This is a genomic window from Roseateles sp. GW821-FHT09G03 (genome assembly GCF_059416045.1).
Genome location: NZ_JBWKOK010000001.1, coordinates 664,081 through 684,904 on the forward strand (window position 1 = coordinate 664,081; position 20,824 = coordinate 684,904).

Annotated in this window: 19 protein-coding genes; 17 read left to right on the top strand and 2 right to left on the bottom strand. The window is 67.2% G+C overall.

From position 1 onward, the window contains the following. Positions 1–152: 152 nt before the first annotated feature. From AC07OZ_RS02980 to AC07OZ_RS03020, 9 genes are all read left to right on the top strand, one after another. Positions 153–632 (top strand): Hcp family type VI secretion system effector, encoded by a 480-nt coding sequence (locus AC07OZ_RS02980; RefSeq protein ID WP_067271515.1) that lies wholly within the window; start codon positions 153–155, stop codon positions 630–632. Between the two features lie 155 nt (positions 633–787). Continuing rightward, positions 788–1,285, top strand: coding sequence for an Hcp family type VI secretion system effector (locus AC07OZ_RS02985; RefSeq protein WP_297526743.1), 498 nt, complete (start codon positions 788–790; stop codon positions 1,283–1,285). Positions 1,286–1,349: 64 nt separating this feature from the next. Beyond that, complete coding sequence (locus tag AC07OZ_RS02990) at positions 1,350–2,153, top strand: type VI secretion system accessory protein TagJ (protein ID WP_495465667.1); 804 nt, start codon at positions 1,350–1,352, stop codon at positions 2,151–2,153. 82 nt (positions 2,154–2,235) lie between these two features. Next, complete coding sequence (tssE, locus tag AC07OZ_RS02995) at positions 2,236–2,730, top strand: type VI secretion system baseplate subunit TssE (protein WP_088404496.1); 495 nt, start codon at positions 2,236–2,238, stop codon at positions 2,728–2,730. A 4-nt stretch (positions 2,731–2,734) separates the two neighbouring features. Beyond that, complete coding sequence (gene tssF, locus AC07OZ_RS03000) at positions 2,735–4,657, top strand: type VI secretion system baseplate subunit TssF (protein WP_495465668.1); 1,923 nt, start codon at positions 2,735–2,737, stop codon at positions 4,655–4,657. Further along, positions 4,654–5,901, top strand: coding sequence for a type VI secretion system baseplate subunit TssG (tssG, locus tag AC07OZ_RS03005; RefSeq protein ID WP_495465669.1), 1,248 nt, complete (start codon positions 4,654–4,656; stop codon positions 5,899–5,901). The genes tssF and tssG overlap by 4 nt, the downstream gene beginning before the upstream one ends. Continuing rightward, entirely contained in the window at positions 5,898–8,549 is a 2,652-nt protein-coding gene (gene tssH, locus AC07OZ_RS03010; RefSeq protein WP_495465670.1) for a type VI secretion system ATPase TssH, read from the top strand. The genes tssG and tssH overlap by 4 nt, the downstream gene beginning before the upstream one ends. Positions 8,550–8,556: 7 nt before the next feature. Further along, on the top strand, positions 8,557–8,976 hold the full coding sequence (locus AC07OZ_RS03015; RefSeq protein WP_495465671.1) for a hypothetical protein: 420 nt from the start codon (positions 8,557–8,559) through the stop codon (positions 8,974–8,976). A 320-nt stretch (positions 8,977–9,296) separates the two neighbouring features. After that, complete coding sequence (locus AC07OZ_RS03020; RefSeq protein WP_495465672.1) at positions 9,297–9,932, top strand: PEP-CTERM sorting domain-containing protein; 636 nt, start codon at positions 9,297–9,299, stop codon at positions 9,930–9,932. 159 nt (positions 9,933–10,091) lie between these two features. Here the strand turns inward: AC07OZ_RS03020 and AC07OZ_RS03025 are convergent, their stop codons facing one another. After that, a complete protein-coding gene (locus AC07OZ_RS03025) occupies positions 10,092–10,844 on the bottom strand; it encodes a hypothetical protein (RefSeq protein WP_495465673.1) in 753 nt (250 codons plus the stop codon). Beyond that, complete coding sequence (locus tag AC07OZ_RS03030) at positions 10,844–11,500, bottom strand: hypothetical protein (protein ID WP_495466479.1); 657 nt, start codon at positions 11,498–11,500, stop codon at positions 10,844–10,846. The genes AC07OZ_RS03025 and AC07OZ_RS03030 overlap by 1 nt, the downstream gene beginning before the upstream one ends. Positions 11,501–11,828: 328 nt before the next feature. On the opposite strand from AC07OZ_RS03030, the gene AC07OZ_RS03035 reads away from it, so the two are divergent. From AC07OZ_RS03035 to AC07OZ_RS03070, 8 genes are read left to right on the top strand one after another with little or no spacing between them, the layout of a single operon-like run. Next, a complete protein-coding gene (locus tag AC07OZ_RS03035) occupies positions 11,829–13,964 on the top strand; it encodes a type VI secretion system Vgr family protein (protein WP_495465674.1) in 2,136 nt (711 codons plus the stop codon). 1 nt (position 13,965) lies between these two features. Continuing rightward, a complete protein-coding gene (locus AC07OZ_RS03040) occupies positions 13,966–14,511 on the top strand; it encodes a DUF6484 domain-containing protein (RefSeq protein WP_495465675.1) in 546 nt (181 codons plus the stop codon). A gap of 9 nt (positions 14,512–14,520) precedes the next feature. Continuing rightward, positions 14,521–15,645: a DUF2169 family type VI secretion system accessory protein gene (locus AC07OZ_RS03045; protein ID WP_495465676.1), complete on the top strand. Its 1,125-nt coding sequence runs from the start codon at positions 14,521–14,523 to the stop codon at positions 15,643–15,645. A 10-nt stretch (positions 15,646–15,655) separates the two neighbouring features. Next, positions 15,656–16,756, top strand: a complete 1,101-nt coding sequence (locus tag AC07OZ_RS03050) for a hypothetical protein (RefSeq protein ID WP_495465677.1) — start codon at positions 15,656–15,658, stop codon at positions 16,754–16,756. A 4-nt stretch (positions 16,757–16,760) separates the two neighbouring features. After that, entirely contained in the window at positions 16,761–17,147 is a 387-nt protein-coding gene (locus AC07OZ_RS03055; protein WP_495465678.1) for a DUF4150 domain-containing protein, read from the top strand. Between the two features lie 7 nt (positions 17,148–17,154). Beyond that, the gene (locus AC07OZ_RS03060) at positions 17,155–18,411 is read left to right on the top strand and encodes an HNH/endonuclease VII fold toxin-2 domain-containing protein (protein WP_495465679.1); all 1,257 of its coding nucleotides are present in this window, start codon (positions 17,155–17,157) and stop codon (positions 18,409–18,411) included. Positions 18,412–18,431: 20 nt separating this feature from the next. After that, positions 18,432–19,487, top strand: a complete 1,056-nt coding sequence (locus AC07OZ_RS03065; RefSeq protein WP_495465680.1) for a beta propeller repeat protein — start codon at positions 18,432–18,434, stop codon at positions 19,485–19,487. After that, a complete protein-coding gene (locus AC07OZ_RS03070; protein ID WP_495465681.1) occupies positions 19,484–20,824 on the top strand; it encodes a HEAT repeat domain-containing protein in 1,341 nt (446 codons plus the stop codon). Before AC07OZ_RS03065 ends, AC07OZ_RS03070 begins: the two co-directional genes overlap by 4 nt.

Genomic DNA, 20,824 nt, shown 5'->3' on the forward strand with positions numbered 1-20,824 from the left:
CGTGTTGAAGGGAGCGCCTTCGAAGGGCGCGTTCTGAACTTTCGAGGCACCCCGCCATCCGGACCTTCCGAGGTCCGAAATCCCTGGTCTCCGTCGCGGTCAGCGTCGAGGCGGAGACCGTTTTCACAGAGTTCATCTAGGAGAAACCGACCATGACGATCGACGCCAATCTGAAGTTCGCCGGAGTCGAAGGCGAATCCACCCACAAGGACCACAAGGGCGAGATCGACCTGCTGGCCTGGTCGTGGGACGTGCGTCAGGAAAGCACCGCCGCCGCCGGTACCGGTTCGGGCAAGGGCAAGGGCGTTCCTGGCCAGTTCGTGTTCGCGCACTACTACGACAAGGCGTCCCCGGTGCTGGCCAAGGCCTGCGCCTCGGGCAAGCATTTCGACCAGGCCGTGCTGACCTGCCGCAAGGCCGGTGAAGGCCAGCAGGACTTCCTGAAGGTCACCCTGAAGCAGGTCCTCGTGACCGCCGTCTCCCCGTCCGCTTCGGCCGGCGGCGAGATCAGCGAAAGCGTGTCGGTGTCCTACGCCGACATCGAGTTCGAGTACAAGGCCCAAGACGCCAAGGGCGGCCTGGGCGGCGCGGTCAAGTTCGGCTGGAACGTGGCCACGACCGAAACGCGTTGATGCATCGAGGGCGGCGCGCCGGCTCGCGCCGGCGCCGCCGCCGTCGATGATCCCCGCGGCGCGGCGGACCCCGGTCCGGCGCGCCGCGCTCGGACAACGCATGCCGGTTCGACGGTGAATGAAGCCGTCATCCGTTGTCCATGCCGGAGCGAAAGATGAATCCGTTGACCAGCGGCGCGAACAGCGCCGACATGTACCTGGACCTGTCGCTCAAGCGCGCGGGCAAGGTCAAGGGCGAATCCACCTCGGCGGGCCACGCCAACGACATCGTCGTGCGCGGCTTCAGCTGGGGCGTGGGGGCCGCGGGCGATGCCGTGGCCGGTCAGCAGACCGGCCGCCGCAGCTACCGCCAGCTCACGATCACCAAGGGCCTCGACAGCGCGAGCACCGCGCTGATGAGCGCCGTCGCGACCAACGACGAGGTCAAGAGCTCCAAGCTCTACCTGCGCAAGGCCGGCGGCTCGCAGGAGGACTACTTCTGCCTGACGCTGGAGAAGGCGCGCATCGCGTCCTACGACATCGACTGCGACGAGACCGGCGCGCCGGTGGAGCGCATCTCGATGAGCTTCCAGAAGGTCAACATCGAGTACCGCACCCAGAACGCCAAGGGCGCGATGGGCGGCACGCACACCTTCGACGACGACCTCACCTGAGGTCCGGTCGGCGCGCTCACCGGGGGTGAGCCCGCCGGAGATCTGCATTCCACGGGAGTCTTGAATGAGCGCAGTGCAGGAACTGCTGGCGGCGGGCCGCCCGACCGAGGCGCTGGCTGCGGCGCAGGCGGAGGTCCGTCAGCGTCCGCAGGACGCGAAGCTGCGCACGATGCTGTTCCAGCTGCTGGCGGTGACGGGCCAATGGGCGCGCGCGGCCGCGCAGCTGGAAGTCTGCGGCGAACTCGACGCGGGCACGCTGGCGATGGTCAACACCTACCGCGAAGCGCTCAAGTGCGAGCTGGTGCGTGAGGCCGTCTTCGAGGGACGCACCACGCCCATGGTGATGGGCGAGCCGGCCGAGTGGGTCGCGAACCTCGTCCATTCGCTGAAGGTCGAGCATGACGGCGACATCGCCGGCGCGCGGCTGCTGCGGGCGCAGGCGCTCGATGCCGCGCCGGCCACTCCGGGTGCTATCGACGGCCAGGCCTTCGACTGGATCTGCGATGGCGATTCGCGCCTCGGGCCGGTGCTGGAGGCGGTGATCAACGGCCGCTACTGCTGGGTGCCGTTCTCCGCGATCAAGGAGATCCACATCGAGGCGCCGACGGACCTGCGCGATCTCGTGTGGTCCGCGGCGCATCTCGAATTCCCCAACGGCGGCGGCTCCGTCGCGCTGCTCCCGACGCGTTATCCACGCAGCGTGGCCTTCGACGACGAGCGCGTCTGGATGGCGCGCCGCACCGAATGGCAGGCGCTGCCGGGCTCGCAGGACGACCAGTACGCCGGCGTCGGTCAGCGCGTGCTGATGACCGACCAGGGTGAGACCGGCCTGCTCGACGCGCGTCTCATCGAACTGCGCCAGCCATGACGCCGCGCGCGGCCGGCCGCGGCGTGATGTCGCTCCGGACCTGCCCGGCAAGCCCGACCTGCTCGATCCGTTTCTCCTGTTCATGAGCCAGATCCACCGCGACCGCCTGCAACCGGCCCTGCTGGACCGGTTGACCGACGACGACCCTTTCCACCGCGTCGAGGCGGAAGAGCGTCGCGTCATGACCAAGTCGCAGCTGCGCCAGGCGGTGCTGCGCGACCTGGGCTGGCTGTTCAACGCGATCCAGCCGATGGGCAAGGAGTGCGATCCCTACGGCCACGTCGGCGACAGCGTGCTGAACTTCGGGCTGCCGGCGCTGTCGGGGCAACTGGCCTCGCGCATCGACGTGCACCTGCTGGAGAAGCAGATCCGCCAGGCCATCCTGCGCTTCGAGCCGCGCATCCTGCCGGACACGCTGGAGGTCCGCGCGATCGAGACGCAGAGCGTCATGGACACGCACAACGTGATCGAGTTCGACATCCGCGGCCACCTGTGGGCGCAGCCCATCCCGCTGGAGATCCTGCTGCGCACGCAGATGGACCTCGAGGCCGGCCAGGTCGAAGTGCGCGAGGGCTGAGGACATGGATCCGCGCCTGCTGCGCCTGTACAACGACGAGCTTGCCCACCTGCGCGAGGTCGGCGCCGAATTCGCCCGCGACTTCCCGAAGATCGCCGCCCGGCTCGGGCTGGAGGACGCCGAGGTCGCCGACCCCTACGTCGAGCGGCTGCTGGAGGGTTTCGCCTTCCTGTCCGCGCGCGTGCAGCTCAAGCTGGATGCCGAGCATCCGCGGCTGATCTCGCACCTGCTCGAATCGATCTACCCGAACTTCCTCGCGCCGATCCCATCGATGATGATCGCGCGCCTGAGCGTCGATCCCACCGACCCCAACCTGTCCAAGGGTCACCCGGTGCCGCGCGGCAGCGTGCTGCAGTCCGCCATCCCGCGCGGCCAGGACACGCGTTGCGAGTTCCGCACCGCCCACGACGTCACGCTGTGGCCGCTGACGCTGGACGACGTCCAGTACTTCACCCACGCGCCGGACCTGCCGGTCTCGCGCCTGCCGGATGCGGCGGGCAGCCGTGGCGGCGTGCGGCTGAAGCTCAAGACCGGTGGCGGCATTCCCGTGCGGCAGCTCGGACTGGACCGCCTGGCGCTGTATCTGAGCGCGCCGGACGAGGTCGCGTACCGGCTGCATGAACTCGCGCTGGGTGCGCCGCTGGGGACCTTCGTCACCGGCGACGGCATCGATGCCACGAACGTCCCCGTGCAATGGCGGCCCGCGACCAGCATCCGTCCGCTGGGCTTCGCGCCCGACGAGGCGCTGCTGCCCGAGACGCATCGCAACTTCTCCGGCAGCCGGCTGATGCAGGAGCTCGCCGCGATGCCGCGACGCTTCCTGTTCCTCGAGGTCGATCAACTGGCCGACCGCCTCGCGCGCATCGACGGCACCTCCTTCGAGATCGTGCTGTTCTTCTCCCGCGGCGATGGCGCGCTGGAGGCGATGGTCGATGTCGACAGCGTCTCGCTGCACTGCACGCCAGCGATCAACCTGTTCCCTAAGCGGCTGGACCGGATCCAGCTCGGCACCGGCAGCTGGGAATACCACGTCGTGCCGGACCGCACCCGGCCGATGGACTACGAGATCCACAGCCTGCAATCGGTCACCGGCTATGGTGCCGGGGCGCTGGGGCAGCAGGGCTTCGAGCCGCTCTACGCCACGTATCACCAGGCGCCGCCCGACGCGCCGGGTTTCTATACCGCGCGGCGCGAGCCGCGGCTGATGTCCTCGCGCCAGAAGGAGCAGGGGCCGCGCACCGGCTACATCGGCGACGAGGTCTTCCTCTCGCTGGTCGATCCGCGTCACGCGCCGTACCGCGAGGACATCCGCCAGCTGTCGGTCTCCGCGCTGGTCACCAACCGCGACCTGCCGATGCTGCTGCCGCACAACGGCGCCGGCGTGTGGCGGCTTGATGCGGCGGGTCCGGTGCTCAAGGTCGACGCCGTGCACGGCCCGACACGGCCGGTCAATCGCCAGCCGGCGGGCGAGGCGGGTTGGAGCCTGGTCGGCCTGCTGACCCAGCAGCAGCTGCCCTGGGCCGACGAGCCGCCTGCCCAGGCGGCCGCCACGCTGCGACGGCTGCTTGCGCTGTATGGCCCGCCGGGCGATCCGGGCTGGCTGCGGCAGGTCGAGGGCGTGCGCGCCGTCGAGGCCAAGCCGGTCGTGCGGCGCCTGCCGTTCACGGGTCCGCTGAGTTACGGCACGGGGGCCGAGATCGTTCTGGAACTCGATGAACACGCGTTCCAGGGCCACAGCAGTTTCCTCTTCGCGAGCGTGCTGGAGCGCTACTTCACGCGCCACGCGGCGATCAACAGCTTCACGCAGCTGAGCCTGCGCACCACGCAGCGCGGTCTCGTGAAGCGCTGGGCGCCGCGCATCGGCGGCGATGCGGAAGGACGCGGCGAACGCGCCGGCGAGCGGGACCGCGTCGGGGAACGCGGATGAACCTCCACGGGCCCGGCTCGACGCCCGACGACGACGCCACCGGCGAGTCCGGCGGCGGCGCCGTCGCGCAAGCGCCGGACGCCAAGCCCGATGCCGAATCCGACGACGCGGCGGTGCCGACGCCCGAGTCGCTGCTCGCGCGCCGGCCCGAGAAGCGCAATGAGCGCGATGCCGCGCTGCGCGCGCTGTTCGAGGACGTCGAGGCGACGCCGTGGGCGCATGATTTCTTCGCGCTGCTGCGGCGCATCGAGGGCCTGACGCCGGACGTGCCGCGTCTGGGCCGCGGCCTGCGCCCGTCGCAGGAGGCGATCCGGCTGGGCCAGGAGCCCGAGCTCGATTTCGCACCGGCAGCGATTCAGAGTCTGACGCGCGGTCAGAACCCCGCGCCGCGGCTGGGGGTGCGCTTCTTCGGCCTGCTCGGTCCGCAGGGGCCGATGCCGCTGCACCTGACCGAATACACCCGCGAGCGGCTGCACCAGCGCGGCGATCCGACGCTGAGCCGATTCCTCGACGTCTTCCACCACCGGCTGCTGCTGCACTTCTACCGCGCCTGGGCGCAGTCGCAGCCGGCCGTCCAGCACGACCGGCCCGCGACCGACCGCTACGCGGCCTGGCTGGGCGCGGCGACGGGACTCGACGGCGCGCAGCGGCCCGGCGACTCGCTGCCGCAGACGGCGCGCCTGTTCCAGGCCGGCCTGCACGGCGGCCGCGCGCAGCATCCGGAAGGCTTGGCCAAGATCCTGTCGTCCCACTTCAAGGTGCCGGTGCGCATCGAGCAGCACGTGCCGCACTGGCTGCCCGTCGAGGACGGCGAGCGCACGCGGCTCGGCTTCGCGCGCCAGCGGCCCGAGCGCATCGGCAGCGAGCTGCCGCGCCTGGGCCGCAACACCTCCGCGGGCAACAAGGCCTGGGACCGGCAGTACCGTTTCCGCGTCGTCCTGGGGCCGCTGACGCTGCGCCAGTACGAGGGCTTCCTGCCCGACGGCGACGCGTGGCGGCCGCTGAACGACTGGATCCGCCAGTACGTCGGCCACAACCTGCAATGGGAGCTGCAGCCCGTGCTGCGCCGCGACGAGGTGCCCGCCGCGGCGCTCAGCGGCGGCGCGCGCCTGGGCTTCACCTCCTGGACGGGCCGCTCGGGCGGCCGTCCGCATCGTCACGACCGGGGCGACCTGCATCTGCATCCGCATCAGCGGGTGAAGGGACGGGCCACGCCGCCGGCATCACAGGGAGCATCGTCATGACTGAAATCGCCCGCACCAGCCTCTTCGGCAAGCTCAACCCGCTGGCCTACAAGGCGATCGAAGGCGCCACCGTGTTCTGCAAGCTGCGGGGCAATCCGTACGTCGAGCTGCAGCACTGGCTCTACCAGATCCTCAACACGCCCGATTCCGACCTGCATCGCATCGTCAAGCACTACGGGCTGGACGCGGCGCAGCTGTCGACGGACCTGATGGCCTCGCTGGACCGGCTGCCGCGCGGCGCGAGCTCGGTCACCGACCTGTCGAGCTGGGTCGAGAACGCGGTCGAGCGCGGCTGGGTCTATGGCTCGCTGATGTTCGGCGACCAGCAGGTGCGCACCGGCCACCTGGTGCTGGGTCTGCTGAAGACGGCCTCGATGCGCAACGTGCTGCTGTCGGTCTCGAAGCAGTTCGAGAAGATCAACGTCGACGACCTGGGCGAGAAATTCAACCAGATCCTCGAAGGCTCGCCCGAGCGCGCGATGCGCGCGGCCGAGCCGGGCGCCGTGCCCGGTGACGCCAGCGGCGCGATCGCGCCCGCGGCGATGGGCAAGCAGGAGGCGCTCAAGCGTTACGCCGTCGACCTGACCGAGCGCGCGCGCAACGGCGAGATCGACCCGATCGCCGGCCGCGACGAGGAGATCCGCCAGATCGTCGACATCCTGATGCGCCGCCGCCAGAACAACCCCATCCTCACGGGCGAGGCCGGCGTTGGCAAGACGGCGGTGGTGGAAGGCTTCGCGCTGCGCCTGGCGCAGGGCGACGTGCCGCCGCAGCTCAAGGACGTCTCGCTGTACATGCTCGACATCGGCCTGCTGCAGGCCGGCGCGAGCATGAAGGGCGAATTCGAGAACCGCCTGCGCCAGGTCATCGACGAAGTGCAGGCCTCGGCCAAGCCCATCATCCTGTTCATCGACGAGGCGCACACGCTGATCGGCGCGGGCGGCGCGGCGGGGACCGGCGACGCGGCCAACCTGCTGAAGCCGGCGCTGGCGCGCGGCAAGCTGCGCACGATCGCGGCGACGACCTGGGCGGAGTACAAGAAGCACATCGAGAAGGACCCGGCGCTGACGCGGCGCTTCCAGGTCGTGCAGGTGCCCGAGCCCGATGAACAAAAGGCCATCCTGATGCTGCGCGGCGTGGCCTCGATCCTGGAGAAACACCACCGCGTGGCGCTGCTCGACGAGGGCATCGAAGCCGCGGTGCGACTGAGCCACCGCTACATCCCGGCGCGTCAACTGCCGGACAAGGCGGTGAGCCTGCTCGACACGGCGTGCGCGCGCGTGGCGGTGAGCCAGCATGCGACGCCGGCGGAACTCGAGGACTGCCTGCGCCGCATCCAGGCGCTGGAGATCGAGCGCGAGATCATCGGCCGCGAAGGCGCGATCGGCATGGACGTCGCGGAGCGCAAGCAACGCGTGGCGACGCAGCTGGACGAGGCGCAGACGCGCAAGGCGGAGCTGGAGGCGCGTCACCTGAAGGAAAAGGGCATGGTCGACCGCGTGCTGGAGTTGCACGCGCTGCTGCGCAAGGACGGCGAGGGCGCACCGGAAGCGGCCGAGCGCGAGACGCTGCTGACCGAACTGCACGGCCTGCGTTCGGAGCTGACGACCTTGCAAGGCGATGCGCCGCTGATCCTGCCGCAGGTCGACGAACAGGCGGTGGCCGCGGTGGTGCAGGACTGGACCGGCATCCCGGTCGGCCGCATGGTGCGCAACGAGGTGCAGGCGGTGCTGCAGCTGGCGGACACGCTGAACCAGCGCGTCGTCGGCCAGCGTCATGCGCTGGAGATGATCGCCAAGCGCATCGAGGTCTCGCGCGCCGGGCTGGACAACCCGAGCAAGCCGATCGGCGTGTTCCTGCTGGCGGGCACCTCGGGCGTGGGCAAGACGGAGACGGCGCTCGCGCTGGCCGAGGCGCTCTACGGCGGCGAGCAGAACGTCATCACGATCAACATGAGCGAGTTCCAGGAGGCGCACACGGTCTCCACGCTCAAGGGCTCGCCCCCGGGCTACGTCGGTTACGGCGAAGGCGGCGTGCTGACCGAGGCGGTGCGCCGCCGGCCCTACAGCATCGTGCTGCTGGACGAAGTCGAGAAGGCCCACCCGGACGTGCACGAGCTCTTCTTCCAGGTCTTCGACAAGGGCCGCATGGAGGACGGCGAGGGCCGCCACATCGACTTCAAGAACACGATCATCCTGCTGACCAGCAATGCGGGCAGCGACCTGATCATGAAGCTGTGCGCGGACCCGGAACTGATGCCGGAACCGGAAGGCATTGCCAAGGCGCTGCGCGAGCCGCTGCTGAAGATCTTCCCGGCGGCGCTGCTGGGCCGCCTGGTGACGATCCCGTACTACCCGCTGAGCGAGGAGATGCTGGGCCAGATCGTGCGCCTGCAGCTGGGCCGCATCCAGAAGCGCGTGGGCGAGAACCTGGGCGTGCCGCTGACCTTCGGCGACGACGTAGTCAAGCTGATCATCAGCCGCTGCAACGAGGTGGAGAGCGGCGGCCGCGTGGTCGACGCGATCCTCACAAACACGGTGCTGCCGCGCATCAGCCGCGAGTACCTCACCCGCGTCACCAACGGGCAGGCGATCACGAAGGTCGAGCTGGCGGTGAAGGACGGGGACTTCGACTACGCGTTCGACTGAGGGCGGCATGGGTCGTCAGATCGCGGTGGCGATGGACGCCACCGACGAGCAGGAGTTCCTCGACTTCCTGCGCGGCTCCGCGGAGGTCGTCCTCTATCGCGACTGGGCGTCGAAGCCCGCAGCTGTCGACGCGTTCGAGCGGGATGCGTATTCAGGGACGTTCTGGATCCAGAACGGGGCGTTTGCCTGGTCGCCGTCCTTCAAGGCCGTGGACCTGCAGGACGAGGCTTCCGGCACGACGGCGCAGTACTTCAGGTTCTGGGATCGCGAAGGTCCGCTGATCGAGTACTCGCGGCATCCGATCCATCTTCCTCATCCGGGCGTCGCGGGGCGCTTGTACTGGTCCAAGCGCTTCGCCGCCGGTGGCGAAGACGGGGCGGATGACCTCGAGGCGTTCGATGCGTGGTTCTCCGACGTGACCCGGTGAATCAGGAAGCGGGGGACTCGCCGAACCCACGGCACGGCGGGCGCCGTCTGGTTCCTGCCCGGCGCCTTGGCGCAATGGGAGTCGTCGCGGTCGACGGACCCTGGCCCGCCGAACCGCTAGGCAACGGAGTCCGGCTTTTCAAGCGGCATGCCCACGATTCGTGAACTATGTCCCATGAACAAGTGTCGAACTCCTTTACAGGCTGTCACTGATGCAAGGGGCATGGTGGCGATAAGTCATTGACTCGATTGGAAAAACTTCGGCTGGCACGGACGCTGCATTGGGATGGTCCGTTCGAACCACATTCCAACGACAACACCATGACCTTCCGCTCCTTCCTCACGACCGCCCGCCTGTCTCTCGGCGCCGTTGCACTGGCCTGCGCCGCGCTGCCGATGACCGCGTCCGCGGACGTCGTGTTCCAGTCGCTGCCCAGCCTGACCGGCAACGCGGCGACGTCGCCGTGGTGCTCGGGCTGCAGCAACGGCCTGCAGGTTTTCGACCGGTTCACGCTGGGCTCGGCCAGCGACATCACCGGCTTCAGCGTCAACATCTACAACGTGGGGCTGTACTGGGGCAGCGGCATGACGTTCTCGGTGTGGAGCATCGGCGGCAACGGCCTGCCGGGCACGCAGCTGTTCAGCCAGACGCTGGGCGCCAGCGACTTCACGACGACGGCCCTCGGCAGCAACCAGGCGACGGCCACGACCGACGACCTGCTCAACCTGAATCTGGCGGCCGGTACGTACTACGCCAGCTTCTACAACAAGGACTTGGCGGTGTGGGGCTACCGCAATGCGGGCGGCGTGCTGTACCAGCAAGGCGCGGCCCTGCGCAACGGCGAGAGCGTCGCCTTCGCGCTGGAAGGCAATGCCGTGCCGGAACCCGCGTCGCTGGCCCTGGCCGGCCTGGCGCTGGCGGCCGTCGGCTTCGTGCGTCGCCGCAAGTCGGCCTGATCGCTGACCTCAGCGTCGGACCGGCCGGTCCGACAGCGCCGCCATCCGGCGGCAGCAGGAACGCCCGCGCTCGCGGGCGTTTTCACGTCCGGCGCGGATCGATGCAGGGGGGGGCAGTGCGATGCGGGACGGCCAGGAATGGGCGAGGCGACCGGGATCTCAGCGCGCGCCCATCGACAGCGTGCCGTCTTCGGCCGTGGGATCGCCTTCGACGACCCGGCGGTCGACCTGCCCATCGCAGCCCTTGGCGCTGCACTGCTGGTTCACGAGCCGCAACGGCTTCGCCGCCGCCGCCTCGCCGCGTTCGACGATCGGCAGCACGACCTGCCCCTGGGTCGGCGCGGCCTGCAGCGAATCGCAGCCGGCCCAGTAGCCGACGAAGCGATGCGCCGTGCCGGCGGGCTTGCCGCCGCTGAACGGCACCAGCACCACGCTGGTCCAGCGTTGGTACACGCCGCTCTTGCCGATGCCGGTGTGCGTGAACTCCATGCAGGTGCCCCAGCGCTGACCACCGGCCGTCACGCGGTAGGCGTCCGTCGACGTCCAGTCGATGTCCGGGAGCGGATCGCCGCCCATGGCCTTGTGTTCGACGAGGACGAGCTGCCGGCCGCCGGGCGTCTTGGCGAAGCCGCCCTTGTCGCGATCCAGGCGCAGCTCGCCGACGTCGACGAAGCAGCCCTGGGGGCCGCACCAGCCTTCGCTCTTGATCGGATCCAGCGCCGCCGGCGCCGCGGTGCCGCGCAGCAGGTCGCGCAGCTCGGTCGCGTTCCTGGCCACGGCGTCGGCATGGGCCGCGCAGGCGGCGAAGAGCGAGCCGGCGAGGGCGGCCGCGGCAATGGGCAGCAAGCGGGGCAGCGAGCGGGACAGCGAACGGCGCAGGGCGCGCGACGGCACGCGGGACAGGCTGGGCATCAGTCGTACACCTTGTTGTTGGTGGCCTTCACGAAGTCGTCGTTGTACTTCCAGAAGATCGTTCCGCCATACGCGGCGGTGGACTCGTATTTGTAATCCCATTTGCCGCGCAACTTGGTCTTGGCGCCCGCCGCGCTGCGCCACCATTCTTCGCCGGGGACGTCCTTGTCCTTGATGTCGTAGATGTTGTGCTTCGGATCGGTGATGTGGATGCCGGCCTTGACCTTGGGGTGCTTGTCGTAGTTCGACTTGATGTCGGCGCCGTCCCAGAAGTAGCCGCCGTTCGCATAGTCCGTCCCGGTGGCGCTCAGCGCGTTGCGCGCGCCGCGCACGGCGTCGCTCATGCCCGTGTCGGCGGCGATCTCTTCCGCGGTGGCCTTCTTCAGCTTGTTGTGCCGCTGGTTGCCGTCATGGGCCGCGAACGCGAAGGTCTTGTCCGTCTTGATGAACGCGCTGATCGTCGCGAAGCCGCGCGCCTTCTGCTGACGCACCAGCACGTTGGCGATGGCGGCCATCTCCTCGTAGACGTTGCCGGTCGATCCCTCGCCGTAGGCGACGGCGGCCAGCGCGCGCGTGTCGTCGTCGATCGCCGCCGCTTTCTCGGCACGGGGTGCGGCGCCGACCGGCGATACCAGCGGGGACGCGGCGCGGATCATCGTGCCGTCGTCGATCTCGAAGGTGTTGGCCCCGGCGCCTTGCGGACCGGGAATGCGAGCAGCAGGCATCGGCGCCTCTTCAGAATGCGGATGAACCCGAAGGTACCGGGCGCGTCGACGGGGCCGAAGTGACTTTGGCCTCTGCACAGGCGGGAATTCGCAACGGGATGTTTCCTGCCGGGCAAGACCTGGCGCGCGCCGCCTGACCCCGTTCTGATATTTCTGCGAAATTCGACGGGGGACTGCCAAGCTCGGGAGTGACTTTCGACCGTTGTGGTGATTGCGGGTGATCCCTAGCCTCCGGGGTGTCGACCTGACCCTTGGTGCCATGGCCTCACCTTTCCGCCTCAAGACCGCCTTGCCTGACGAGACCCTGCGCGTGCACACCTGTGTGTCGCGGGAGGGTCTGAGCGACGCCGGAGACACCACGCTGACGCTGCTGAGCGAGCGCAGGGACATCCAGGCGTCGGATCTGCTCGGCAAGCCCGCGACGCTGACGATCGCGCTGCGCGACGACGCGCCGCGCTACCTCAGCGGCTACGTGACGCGCTTCGCGCAACGCGGCTTCGAAGGCAAGCACTGCGTCTACGAGATGCAGCTCAAGCCCTGGCTGTGGCTGCTGTCGCGCACGTCGGACTGCCGCATCTTCCAGGAGCTGTCGGTCCCCGACATCGTCAAGCAGGTCTTCGAGGACCACCCGGTCGCGCGCTACGAATTCAAGCTGCTGCGCCCGTATCGCACCTGGAACTACTGCGTCCAGTACCGCGAGACCGACTTCAACTTCGTCGCCCGCCTGCTCGAGCACGAAGGCATCTACTGGTACGTCGAGCACGACGAGGGCGGCCACAAGGTCGTGCTGTGCGACTCGGCCAGCGGGCACGATGCCCGGCCGGGTTGCGAGTCGCTGCCGTTCTACGGCTCGGGCGCGCAGGCCACGCCGGCGCTGGAGTACGTGCAGGCCTGGGGCAGCGCCGAGTGCGTGAAGCCCGGCAAGGTCGTCATCACCGACTACGACTTCCAGCGGCCGTCGACCTCGCTGGAGACCAACCAGAGCGTGGCGCGCAACTACGACCTGTCCGACGGCGAGATCTTCGACTACCCGGGCGGCTACATCCAGACGGGCGACGGCTCGCAGTACGTCGAGGATCGCCTCGACGAGCTGCAGACGCAGTTCCAGACCTATGACGGCACGACCAATGCGCAGGGCGTGCAGACGGGCCACCTGCTGTCGCTGACGCGCCATCCGCGCGAGAGCGAGAACGCGCAGTACCTGATCACGGGCACGCAGATCAGCCTGAGCCAGGCGGCCAATGAAGCCGGATCGGGCGAGACGGGGCTGCGCTGCAGCTTCAACTGCATCCCGGCGGCGCAGCAGTACCGGCCGCCGCGCCGCACCCCGAAGCCGCTGGTGCCGGGGCCGCAGACGGCCATCGTCAGCGGTCCCGCGGGCGAGGAGATCCACACCGACAAGTACGGCCGGGTGAAGGTGCAGTTCCACTGGGACCGCCGCGGCCAGAGCGACGAGCGCAGCTCGTGCTGGGTGAGCGTGGCGCATCCGTGGGCGGGCTCGAACTTCGGCGGCATCCACATCCCGCGCATCGGGCAGGAAGTGATCATCGGGTTCATCGAAGGAGACCCGGACGCGCCCATCATCATGGGGCGGACCTACAACGGCGAGAACCTGCCGCCGTGGGACCTGCCGGCGAACGCCACGCAGAGCGGTTTCCTGACGCGCTCGACCAAGGGCGGCAGCTACGGCAACGCCAATGCGATCCGCTTCGAGGACAAGCACGGCGACGAACAGCTGTGGATCCACGCGGAGAAGAACCAGGACATCGAGGTCGAGAACGACGAGACGCACTGGGTCGGGCGGGACCGGACGAAGACGATCGACCGGCATGAGACGACGCTGGTCAAGGGCAACCGCACGGAAACGGTGAACCTGGACGAGACGATCACGATCCATCAGAACCGCAAGGAGCGGGTGGATCTGGACGAGACGATCTCGATCGGGATGAACCGCACGGAAGACGTCGGGATCAACGAGACGATCAGCATCGGGTCGAACCGGTCGGTGACGATCGGCGCGAACAAGACCGAGACCATCGCGATGGCGAAGGCCGAGACGATCGGCATGGCCAAGGCGTTGACGATCGGCTTGGGGTACCAGACGTCAGTCGGCGCCATGATGAACACGACGGTCGGTGCGTTCCAGACGGAGCAGGTCGGGCTGTACAAGAACACGATGGTGGGGAAGGACTACACCATCAACAGCGGCGCGGTGTACTCGGTCACCGCGAAGGACGAGATCCATCTGACGGTGGGCAAGGCCAGCCTGACGATGAAGTCCGACGGCACCATCATCCTCAACGGCCACACGCTCAGCGTCGGCACCACCGGCGAGCAGACCTTCAAGGCCGACGGCGAGGTGACGGTCAAGGGCAAGAAGATCCTGGAGAACTGACGTGGAGCGACTCGACATGCCGGCGCGCGGCGTCGACACGGCCACGCAGTACGCGTCGCCTTTTCATGCGCTGCTGAATCAGGGCTCTCAGGCGGCGGCGATGCCGGCGCCGGGGCAGGTGATCATCGGCACGCTGCAGACGGTCCCTGCCCAGGGTGCGACCGGCACGGCGATGGTCCCCGGGTTGGGGCTGGTTGGCGTGGCTCACAGCCTGGTGCCGCTGTCGGCGGAACACCAAGGCCAGGGCGTCGCGCTGAGCGTGCTCGCCGGCGGTTCCGCGATCGTGCTGGGTCTGCTGTGGAACGGCGTGACACCGCCAGCGACGGAGCCGGCGGCGGTGTCCCATGACGAAGAGCCGGAAGGCCTCGTCATCACGGTGGATGGACATCGCGAGGTGATCGAAGCCGCCGAAGAACTCGAGCTGCGCTGCGGCGAGGCGTGCATCGTGCTGACGGCCGACGGCCGCATCCAGCTGCGCGGGACCTACATCACCAGCCACGCGAGCGCGACGCAGCGCATCGTGGGTGGGTCGGTGCATGTGAACTGAGGGACGGGCGTGCAGGTTGAAGTCGGATCCCGCCATCTCGCCACGGAAGTGACGGTCGCGCCAGACGTGACAGGCCGCGAGCATCTCGTGGTCGTTGCGAAGGCGACGTGGAGCATCCCGGAAGAGGGACAGCGGCCGCGACCGCTTCCACCTCAGCCGATTGCCATCATCGATGAATACCTCGGCGATCCTGGCGAGTCGCCGCTGCGCTACGGCGCGGATCTCTCCAGGTTCAAGCCGCGTTGCGACGTGATCTTCGATGCGACGGCCTATGCGCCTGGCGGCGTGCCAGTGCGGGAGCTGGTCGCAGGGTTTGAGGCAGGCCCTCTGCTCAAGCGAGTCCGTGTGACAGGTCCTCGCGTGTGGAGCGGGTCTGGCCATGACGCCAAAGGTTATCAACTCGAAGAGCCCGAGCCATTTTTGCAGGTGCCGATGCACTTCGGCAGAGCCTTTGGTGGTGCCCGTTGGCATGAGCGAGATGGGCAGCGCATGTGCGAAGCGCTGGATACCAATCCGGTCGGCCTTGGCTTCGCTGGCGGGGCGACGTTGGCCCAACTGACCGGAGCATCAGCGCCTCAGTTGACCTCCATTGAGCAGCCTCTGGAACGACCGACAGCCGATGGGCTCCCGATCGCATTGAGCGCTATCGGACGACATTGGCAGCCACGACGAAGCTTTGCCGGGACCTACGACGCCGCTTGGCAGCGAGACGTGTTTCCGCTACTGCCGGGCGACTTCGACGACCAGTTCAATCAATGTGCGCCCTTGGATCAGCAGATGCCGTATCCGAAGGGGGGCGAGCCGATACGTCTTGTGCATCTCGTCCAAGGACGTCCGGATCTGCGCTTTGTCTTGCCCAAACTGGACATGCAGGTGCGGGTGCTGCGCAGCGACTTCAGCCAGGCCGCGCCGGTGGCGCATGTCGACACGCTCTTCTTCGAGGTCGATCGTGGTCGCTTCAGCGTCGTCTGGAGGGCCACGTTGCCCATTCAGCGTCGCATCCAGGAGATCAAGCAGGTGGGCATCGGCCCGATCGATCCGGTCTGGTGGGACAAGCAGCGGCTCGGAGGCGGATGCGCAGGCTGCCGTGATGACGTGCCGGCACAGAGCTCGGCCGAGCCGCAAAGCGCGTGATGCGATGACGATGAATCAATCTGTCAAACCAGCCTCGGAAGCGCGTGCGGCGCGGCTGGATCTCGATGTGGTGGCCGCCGGCCTGTGCTGTGCTGTGGGGCAGCGCCTGGACGCGGCTTCTCCGGCCTTGCTGGCCAATCTCGATCATTTCCAGGAAAGTGAGTTCCAGACCAACGCGGGTGATCCGGTCCGGGTTGCGCGGCTGCAGGGCGAGAAGTCCTGGGGTGTCGGGCGCGTGGCGAAATGGTTGGCGCTGGCGGTGCAGGATGCGCTGCAGGCGATGCCGGCCGATCGCCGAAAGCGTTTCGATCCCGCCGGATGTGCGCTCCTGCTGCTGTGCGACGACGTGGGTGACACATCGGATACGTGGGGCGCGGAACTCTTCTCCAGATTCGGTGATCTGACAGGACTGAGCTTCAATGTCCGCAGCGCCATCCTTCCATCGGGGCGCGCCGGATTCGCGGCGCTATGCTCGCGGGCACAGCATCTGCTGGACGAGAAGGACGGCGTCCGTCACGTATTGATGGTCGGGGCAAGCAGCCTGCTGAATGCCAAGCGAATCAACCTTCTGCTGCGCGACGAGCGGCTGCAAGTGCCGGGCAATCCGGATGGTTTCTTCCCAGGAGAGGCTGCCGCGGCGGTGCTCGTGGAACGGGGGCAAGGCGGTCCGCTAGGGTTGCGTGGCGTTGGTGCAGCGCAGGAGGCGGGTAACTGGGACGGTGCCGTGCCTAATCGCGCTGAAGGTTTGACTGCGGCGGTGCGCGCGGCATGTGGCGCTGCGGACGTAAGCGTCGCCGATCTGGCGATGCGCATCAGCGACGTCAACGGCGAGGCCTTCTACGCGCGCGAGTCCGCAACGGCTTTCACCCGGCTGTTGAACGGCGGCCGCCAGTTGTCGCACGTCACTCCGGCGAGCGGTCTTGGCGAAGTCGGCGCGGCGCTTGGGCCTGCGGCAATCGCCTACCTCTGGCATCGGGCACGCCGCGCGGCGCGTCCGCGCGATTGGCCGGTTTCGACTTCTTCTCATCACGTCCTGCACCTCGCCGACGATCGCGGCCTGCGCGCGGCGGTGATCCTTGAAATGCGGCCCGTCTGGGCCCGAGCCGACTGACGCCATGGAAACCCACGTCTACGCCAACGACAACGAGATCTGCTCCAAGGCCGCCGACGGCAAGGCGACGATCGGACCGGATCCCTGCTGGAGTCCCCCGGCGCCTGCAGCGGGCCCCGTCGTGATTCCGTACAGCAATACAGCCTTCGCTACGAAGCTGACCAAGGGAAGCACCACAGTCTTCATCTGTAGCAAGCCATTGGCGCTGCGTGACAAGTCGTTCCTCACGAAGTCCACAGGGAACGAGCCGGCGACGCGCAGTTTCCCTATGGGCGTGGCGACACACACGATCACGGGTGACGCCTACTTTGTGAACTGGAGTTCCGACGTCAAGGTGGAGGGGCTCAACGTATGCCGTCATCTCGATCCGATGACGCATAACCATTCCTGAGCGCACGATGGCTTCAGCACCGAATACGCCCACCAGCTACTACCTCGACACCAACGCGGCCAAGACCGCCTGCGCGGAAGACAAGGCGCAGATGGAGAAGAAGTGTGCGCCAGATGACAAGAACAAGGGGCGCGGCAAGGGGCGTCCAGCATCCCGCCTGTCGCACAAGAACGCCGGCAAGGACGGCAGCTGGGTGCTCGATCACTGCGGACCGCTGATGGTTCAGCCGGGGCTGGGGAACTTCAAGGAATGGTTCCAGGAGTTCGGCGACATCAGTTCCTCTTTGAGCGCGATCCGCGAATCTCTGCAGAACTCTGTGATTGCCAAGATCGAGCAGGAGATCCTCGAGTACAGCGGCAAGCAGATCGCCAAACTCGCGGTCCGGCGCGGCCTGACCGGCTGGATTCCGATTGTCGGGTGGGTGCTGACCGCAGTCGATGTCGCCGTCACTGCCTACGACGCGGCCGGCCGCATCGGAGAGATGCGCAAGACGGTCGATGAATTGAAGGGCACTGTCGAACGATTGAAGGAGGCCGGCGGCAAGATCTCCGGCACGCTCAATCAGTACAAGGACAAGCTCAAGAATTTCGACAAGCTCAGCGAGGCTGAGCAGAAAAAGGTCGCCAACACGGTGATGGCGGACATCCAGACGGCCTATGCGGCGGCGGATCCCTGCCTGCGAGCGCGTAAGTGCATGCTGGTCCCTTTCAGCAAGGACGGTGCGGCAAAGTGGGCGGGCAAAGGCTGCTGCCCCGGCCAGACCGGTCACCACTTACTGCCTGACGCGATGTTCCGCGATAGCGGCTCAAAGGCTGCCGCAGCAAAGTCAGCCTGGGCCGCGGACCCGAAGAACCTGGACGCGAAGGGAAAACTCAAGTCGATGCCTCGCGGCAAGATGCCCACGCGCGATTGCTGGGACGGCTACACGGAGGCTGGCTCGCCAACGATCTGCGTCGAGGGTAACAACCAGCACATGGGCTCCCATGGTGCGATGCACGCACTGACCAAGGCGAAGCTGAAGTTCAAGGGTGCCGCCGGCAAGAAGGACATGCCTTACAACGATGCGCGTGACTTGTTGGTCGACGAGATCTCCAAGATGTATGGCTGCAGCAAGAAGTGTCTGCAAGAGCAGCTGGACTCCTATTACTGCGGTGAGGCCGCGAGCAAGAAACCTGGCTGTCCAGACTGCAACAATGCAAAGGTCACTCCCCACGATGGCACGGGCGCGCAGCCTGATGCGCAGGATGACGGAGCCGAGGATTGATTTCGCAAGGAGTTGAAGAAATGTTCGATCGTGAGTCTTGGAATCGTTTCATGTCGGGGTACTTCATCCGCGACTGCACCATTGGGTTCGAGGACGGCCGCCTGGGTTTCCTCCTCTTCGAGGAGCTGGATGATGACGCACAGATGGAGGATGGCTTCCAGATCCGTCTGCTGGCGGTCAAGGTGGCCAATCCGATGGAAACACGCTTCTTCTCCATGTCGGCCAATGGACTCGGTGTCGGGTCTCAGCTTTCCAGCGCATGGGCACCGCAGGAATCCGAGTTCGTCGCGGTCGGCATCGGCCTGGAGGTCTACGCCTACAAGCCGAAGTCCCACAAGGGACGTGAGGAAGATATCCCCTTCGAAGTCCGCAAGCTGGTGCCGGATGCCTACAGCGATTTCGGCGCTGGTGTCCTGAAGACAGCGCGTGTTGGTGCGACGGTCTACGCCCTCGGCGGACCGTTCCGAGTGTTCGAGCGGGTCGGCCCCCAGCAGTGGAAGGAACATGCGGACATTCCGTTGCCTGCCGAAATCGGCAGCAGCGACCGTGATACTGCACTGGCCGCGATCGGCGATTCGGCGTTCCAGGATCTTGCGGGGCTGTCGGAAGACGATCTCTATGCCGTGGGTAGCGCGGGCGCCGTATGGCGTCGCAAGGCGGGGCGCTGGACTCAGATGCCGTTCCCGGGCAACTTGCGCCTTCATACTGTCGCGGTGGCGCCGGACGGCACGACCTACATCACCGACATTCGTGGTTCGGTGTGGAAGGGCCGCGACCAGGAGTGGGAACGGATCGTGCAAGCGGACAACTCGTTGCCTTATCAGGATTCGGTCTGGTTCAACGGACGTCTGTATTGCAGCAATGACTCTGCTGGCTGCTTCGTGCTCGAGGACGGCGCGATGGTGGGCGCTCATCAGGCTAAGCGCGACACGATGCCGGCGAACACGGCCGTGCACGCCCAACGACTGGACGTCTCTCCCGACGGAAAGCAGTTGCTGATCGCGGGCATGTATGGCGCCACGATGTATGACGGGCGGACCTGGAACGTTCTGTTCGACGGCGAACCTGACGCGTGATCGGCATGGCTCCGTCGAGTCCTCAGGATCGCGTCGCGATCCTGCCTCAAGTAGTTCTTCCGATCGTTCGCCGTCATGCCGACGATGCGGCGTTCTACTGGAGTCAGATTGATGGCGCGCCGTCGTCCGTTCTTCTGCGTGCAGAGGCCGTGTCCGGCTTCCAAGCCCAACTCGGCGCCCACCTCGAAGGCCTGATCGAGGCTGGCGAGGAGGGCGTCAAGATCGCTCAGGGGAATCTCGAGCGCTGGCGCAAGCCCGGCGAAGCTTTCGTTGCGATGTTGCTCGCGCTGGAGCATGGAAACGGTGAATCCACGCCCGCGATGGCGAGCGTCATGCGTTGCATTCGAGCCCACCCCGATGTGCTGGCCCGAGGTGCAATCTCCGCGTTGGCCTGGACGACCGCTGAGAAGCGGGCGGTCTGGGTGCGCGCTGTCCTTGCTGGCGATAGTTCCGTCGATATCGCTGTCGCGCTTCGTGCTTCCGCGCTCGTGCGCGAAGACGTCCTCAGCGCATCAGCGTGGTTGAAGCACCCGGACGCACATGTGCGCGCCGCCGCGTGCAGGGCAATCAGAGGCCGTGATCAGCACGCCATCAGCGGGCTGACCCAAGACGAGAGTCTCTCCGTTCGCGCTGAATGCGCCATCGCGATAGCCCGCCTCGAACAGTCGGATGGTCGCGCGGCGGCCGCTCAGCTCTGGCCCAGCGTGGCGGAGCAGATTGTTGTCTGGACATCTTTGACAGGCTGGCCTCGCGCTCAAGCCGAACGCCGTCTGCGCCGCTGGCTGAAGCATCTGGCGTGGTTCGCGCCGCCAGGGCATCCAGGCATGGGCGCGCTACTCGACCGGTTGCCGCGCCGCATGGCGTTGGACGCGATCATGGTGCATGGAGATGCTGGCCATTTGCGCTTTGTCATCGCAGCGATGGGCGACGAACGCGAGGCGCGATGGGCCGGTTGGACGTGGCATGCGATGACTGGCGTCGACATCGAAGCGCATGACTTGGCACTTGAGGAACCCGAGATCGACTTGGACGCGCCACTCGATGCCGCGCGAGCGGACGGAGACGCCGGGCTCCCGCTGCCGGATGTCGCGCGAATCGCTGCCCACGTTGCTTCATCGCAGACGGCTAGCAACGGCTCTCGCCGACTTCTGGGTCAAGATGTTTCCGCAAAGCATTTGCGCTCAGTTCTTCATCCTGACGCCGATCAACCTCAGGCGCTGCGTGCCGTGGCCGCGCACACGCTGTCGTGGACGCATCCGGATTACCCACTCGACCTCCGCGCACCATCCCACGTTCAGAACGAACAACTGCGCCGCATGGGCGTCGTGGTGGTCTGA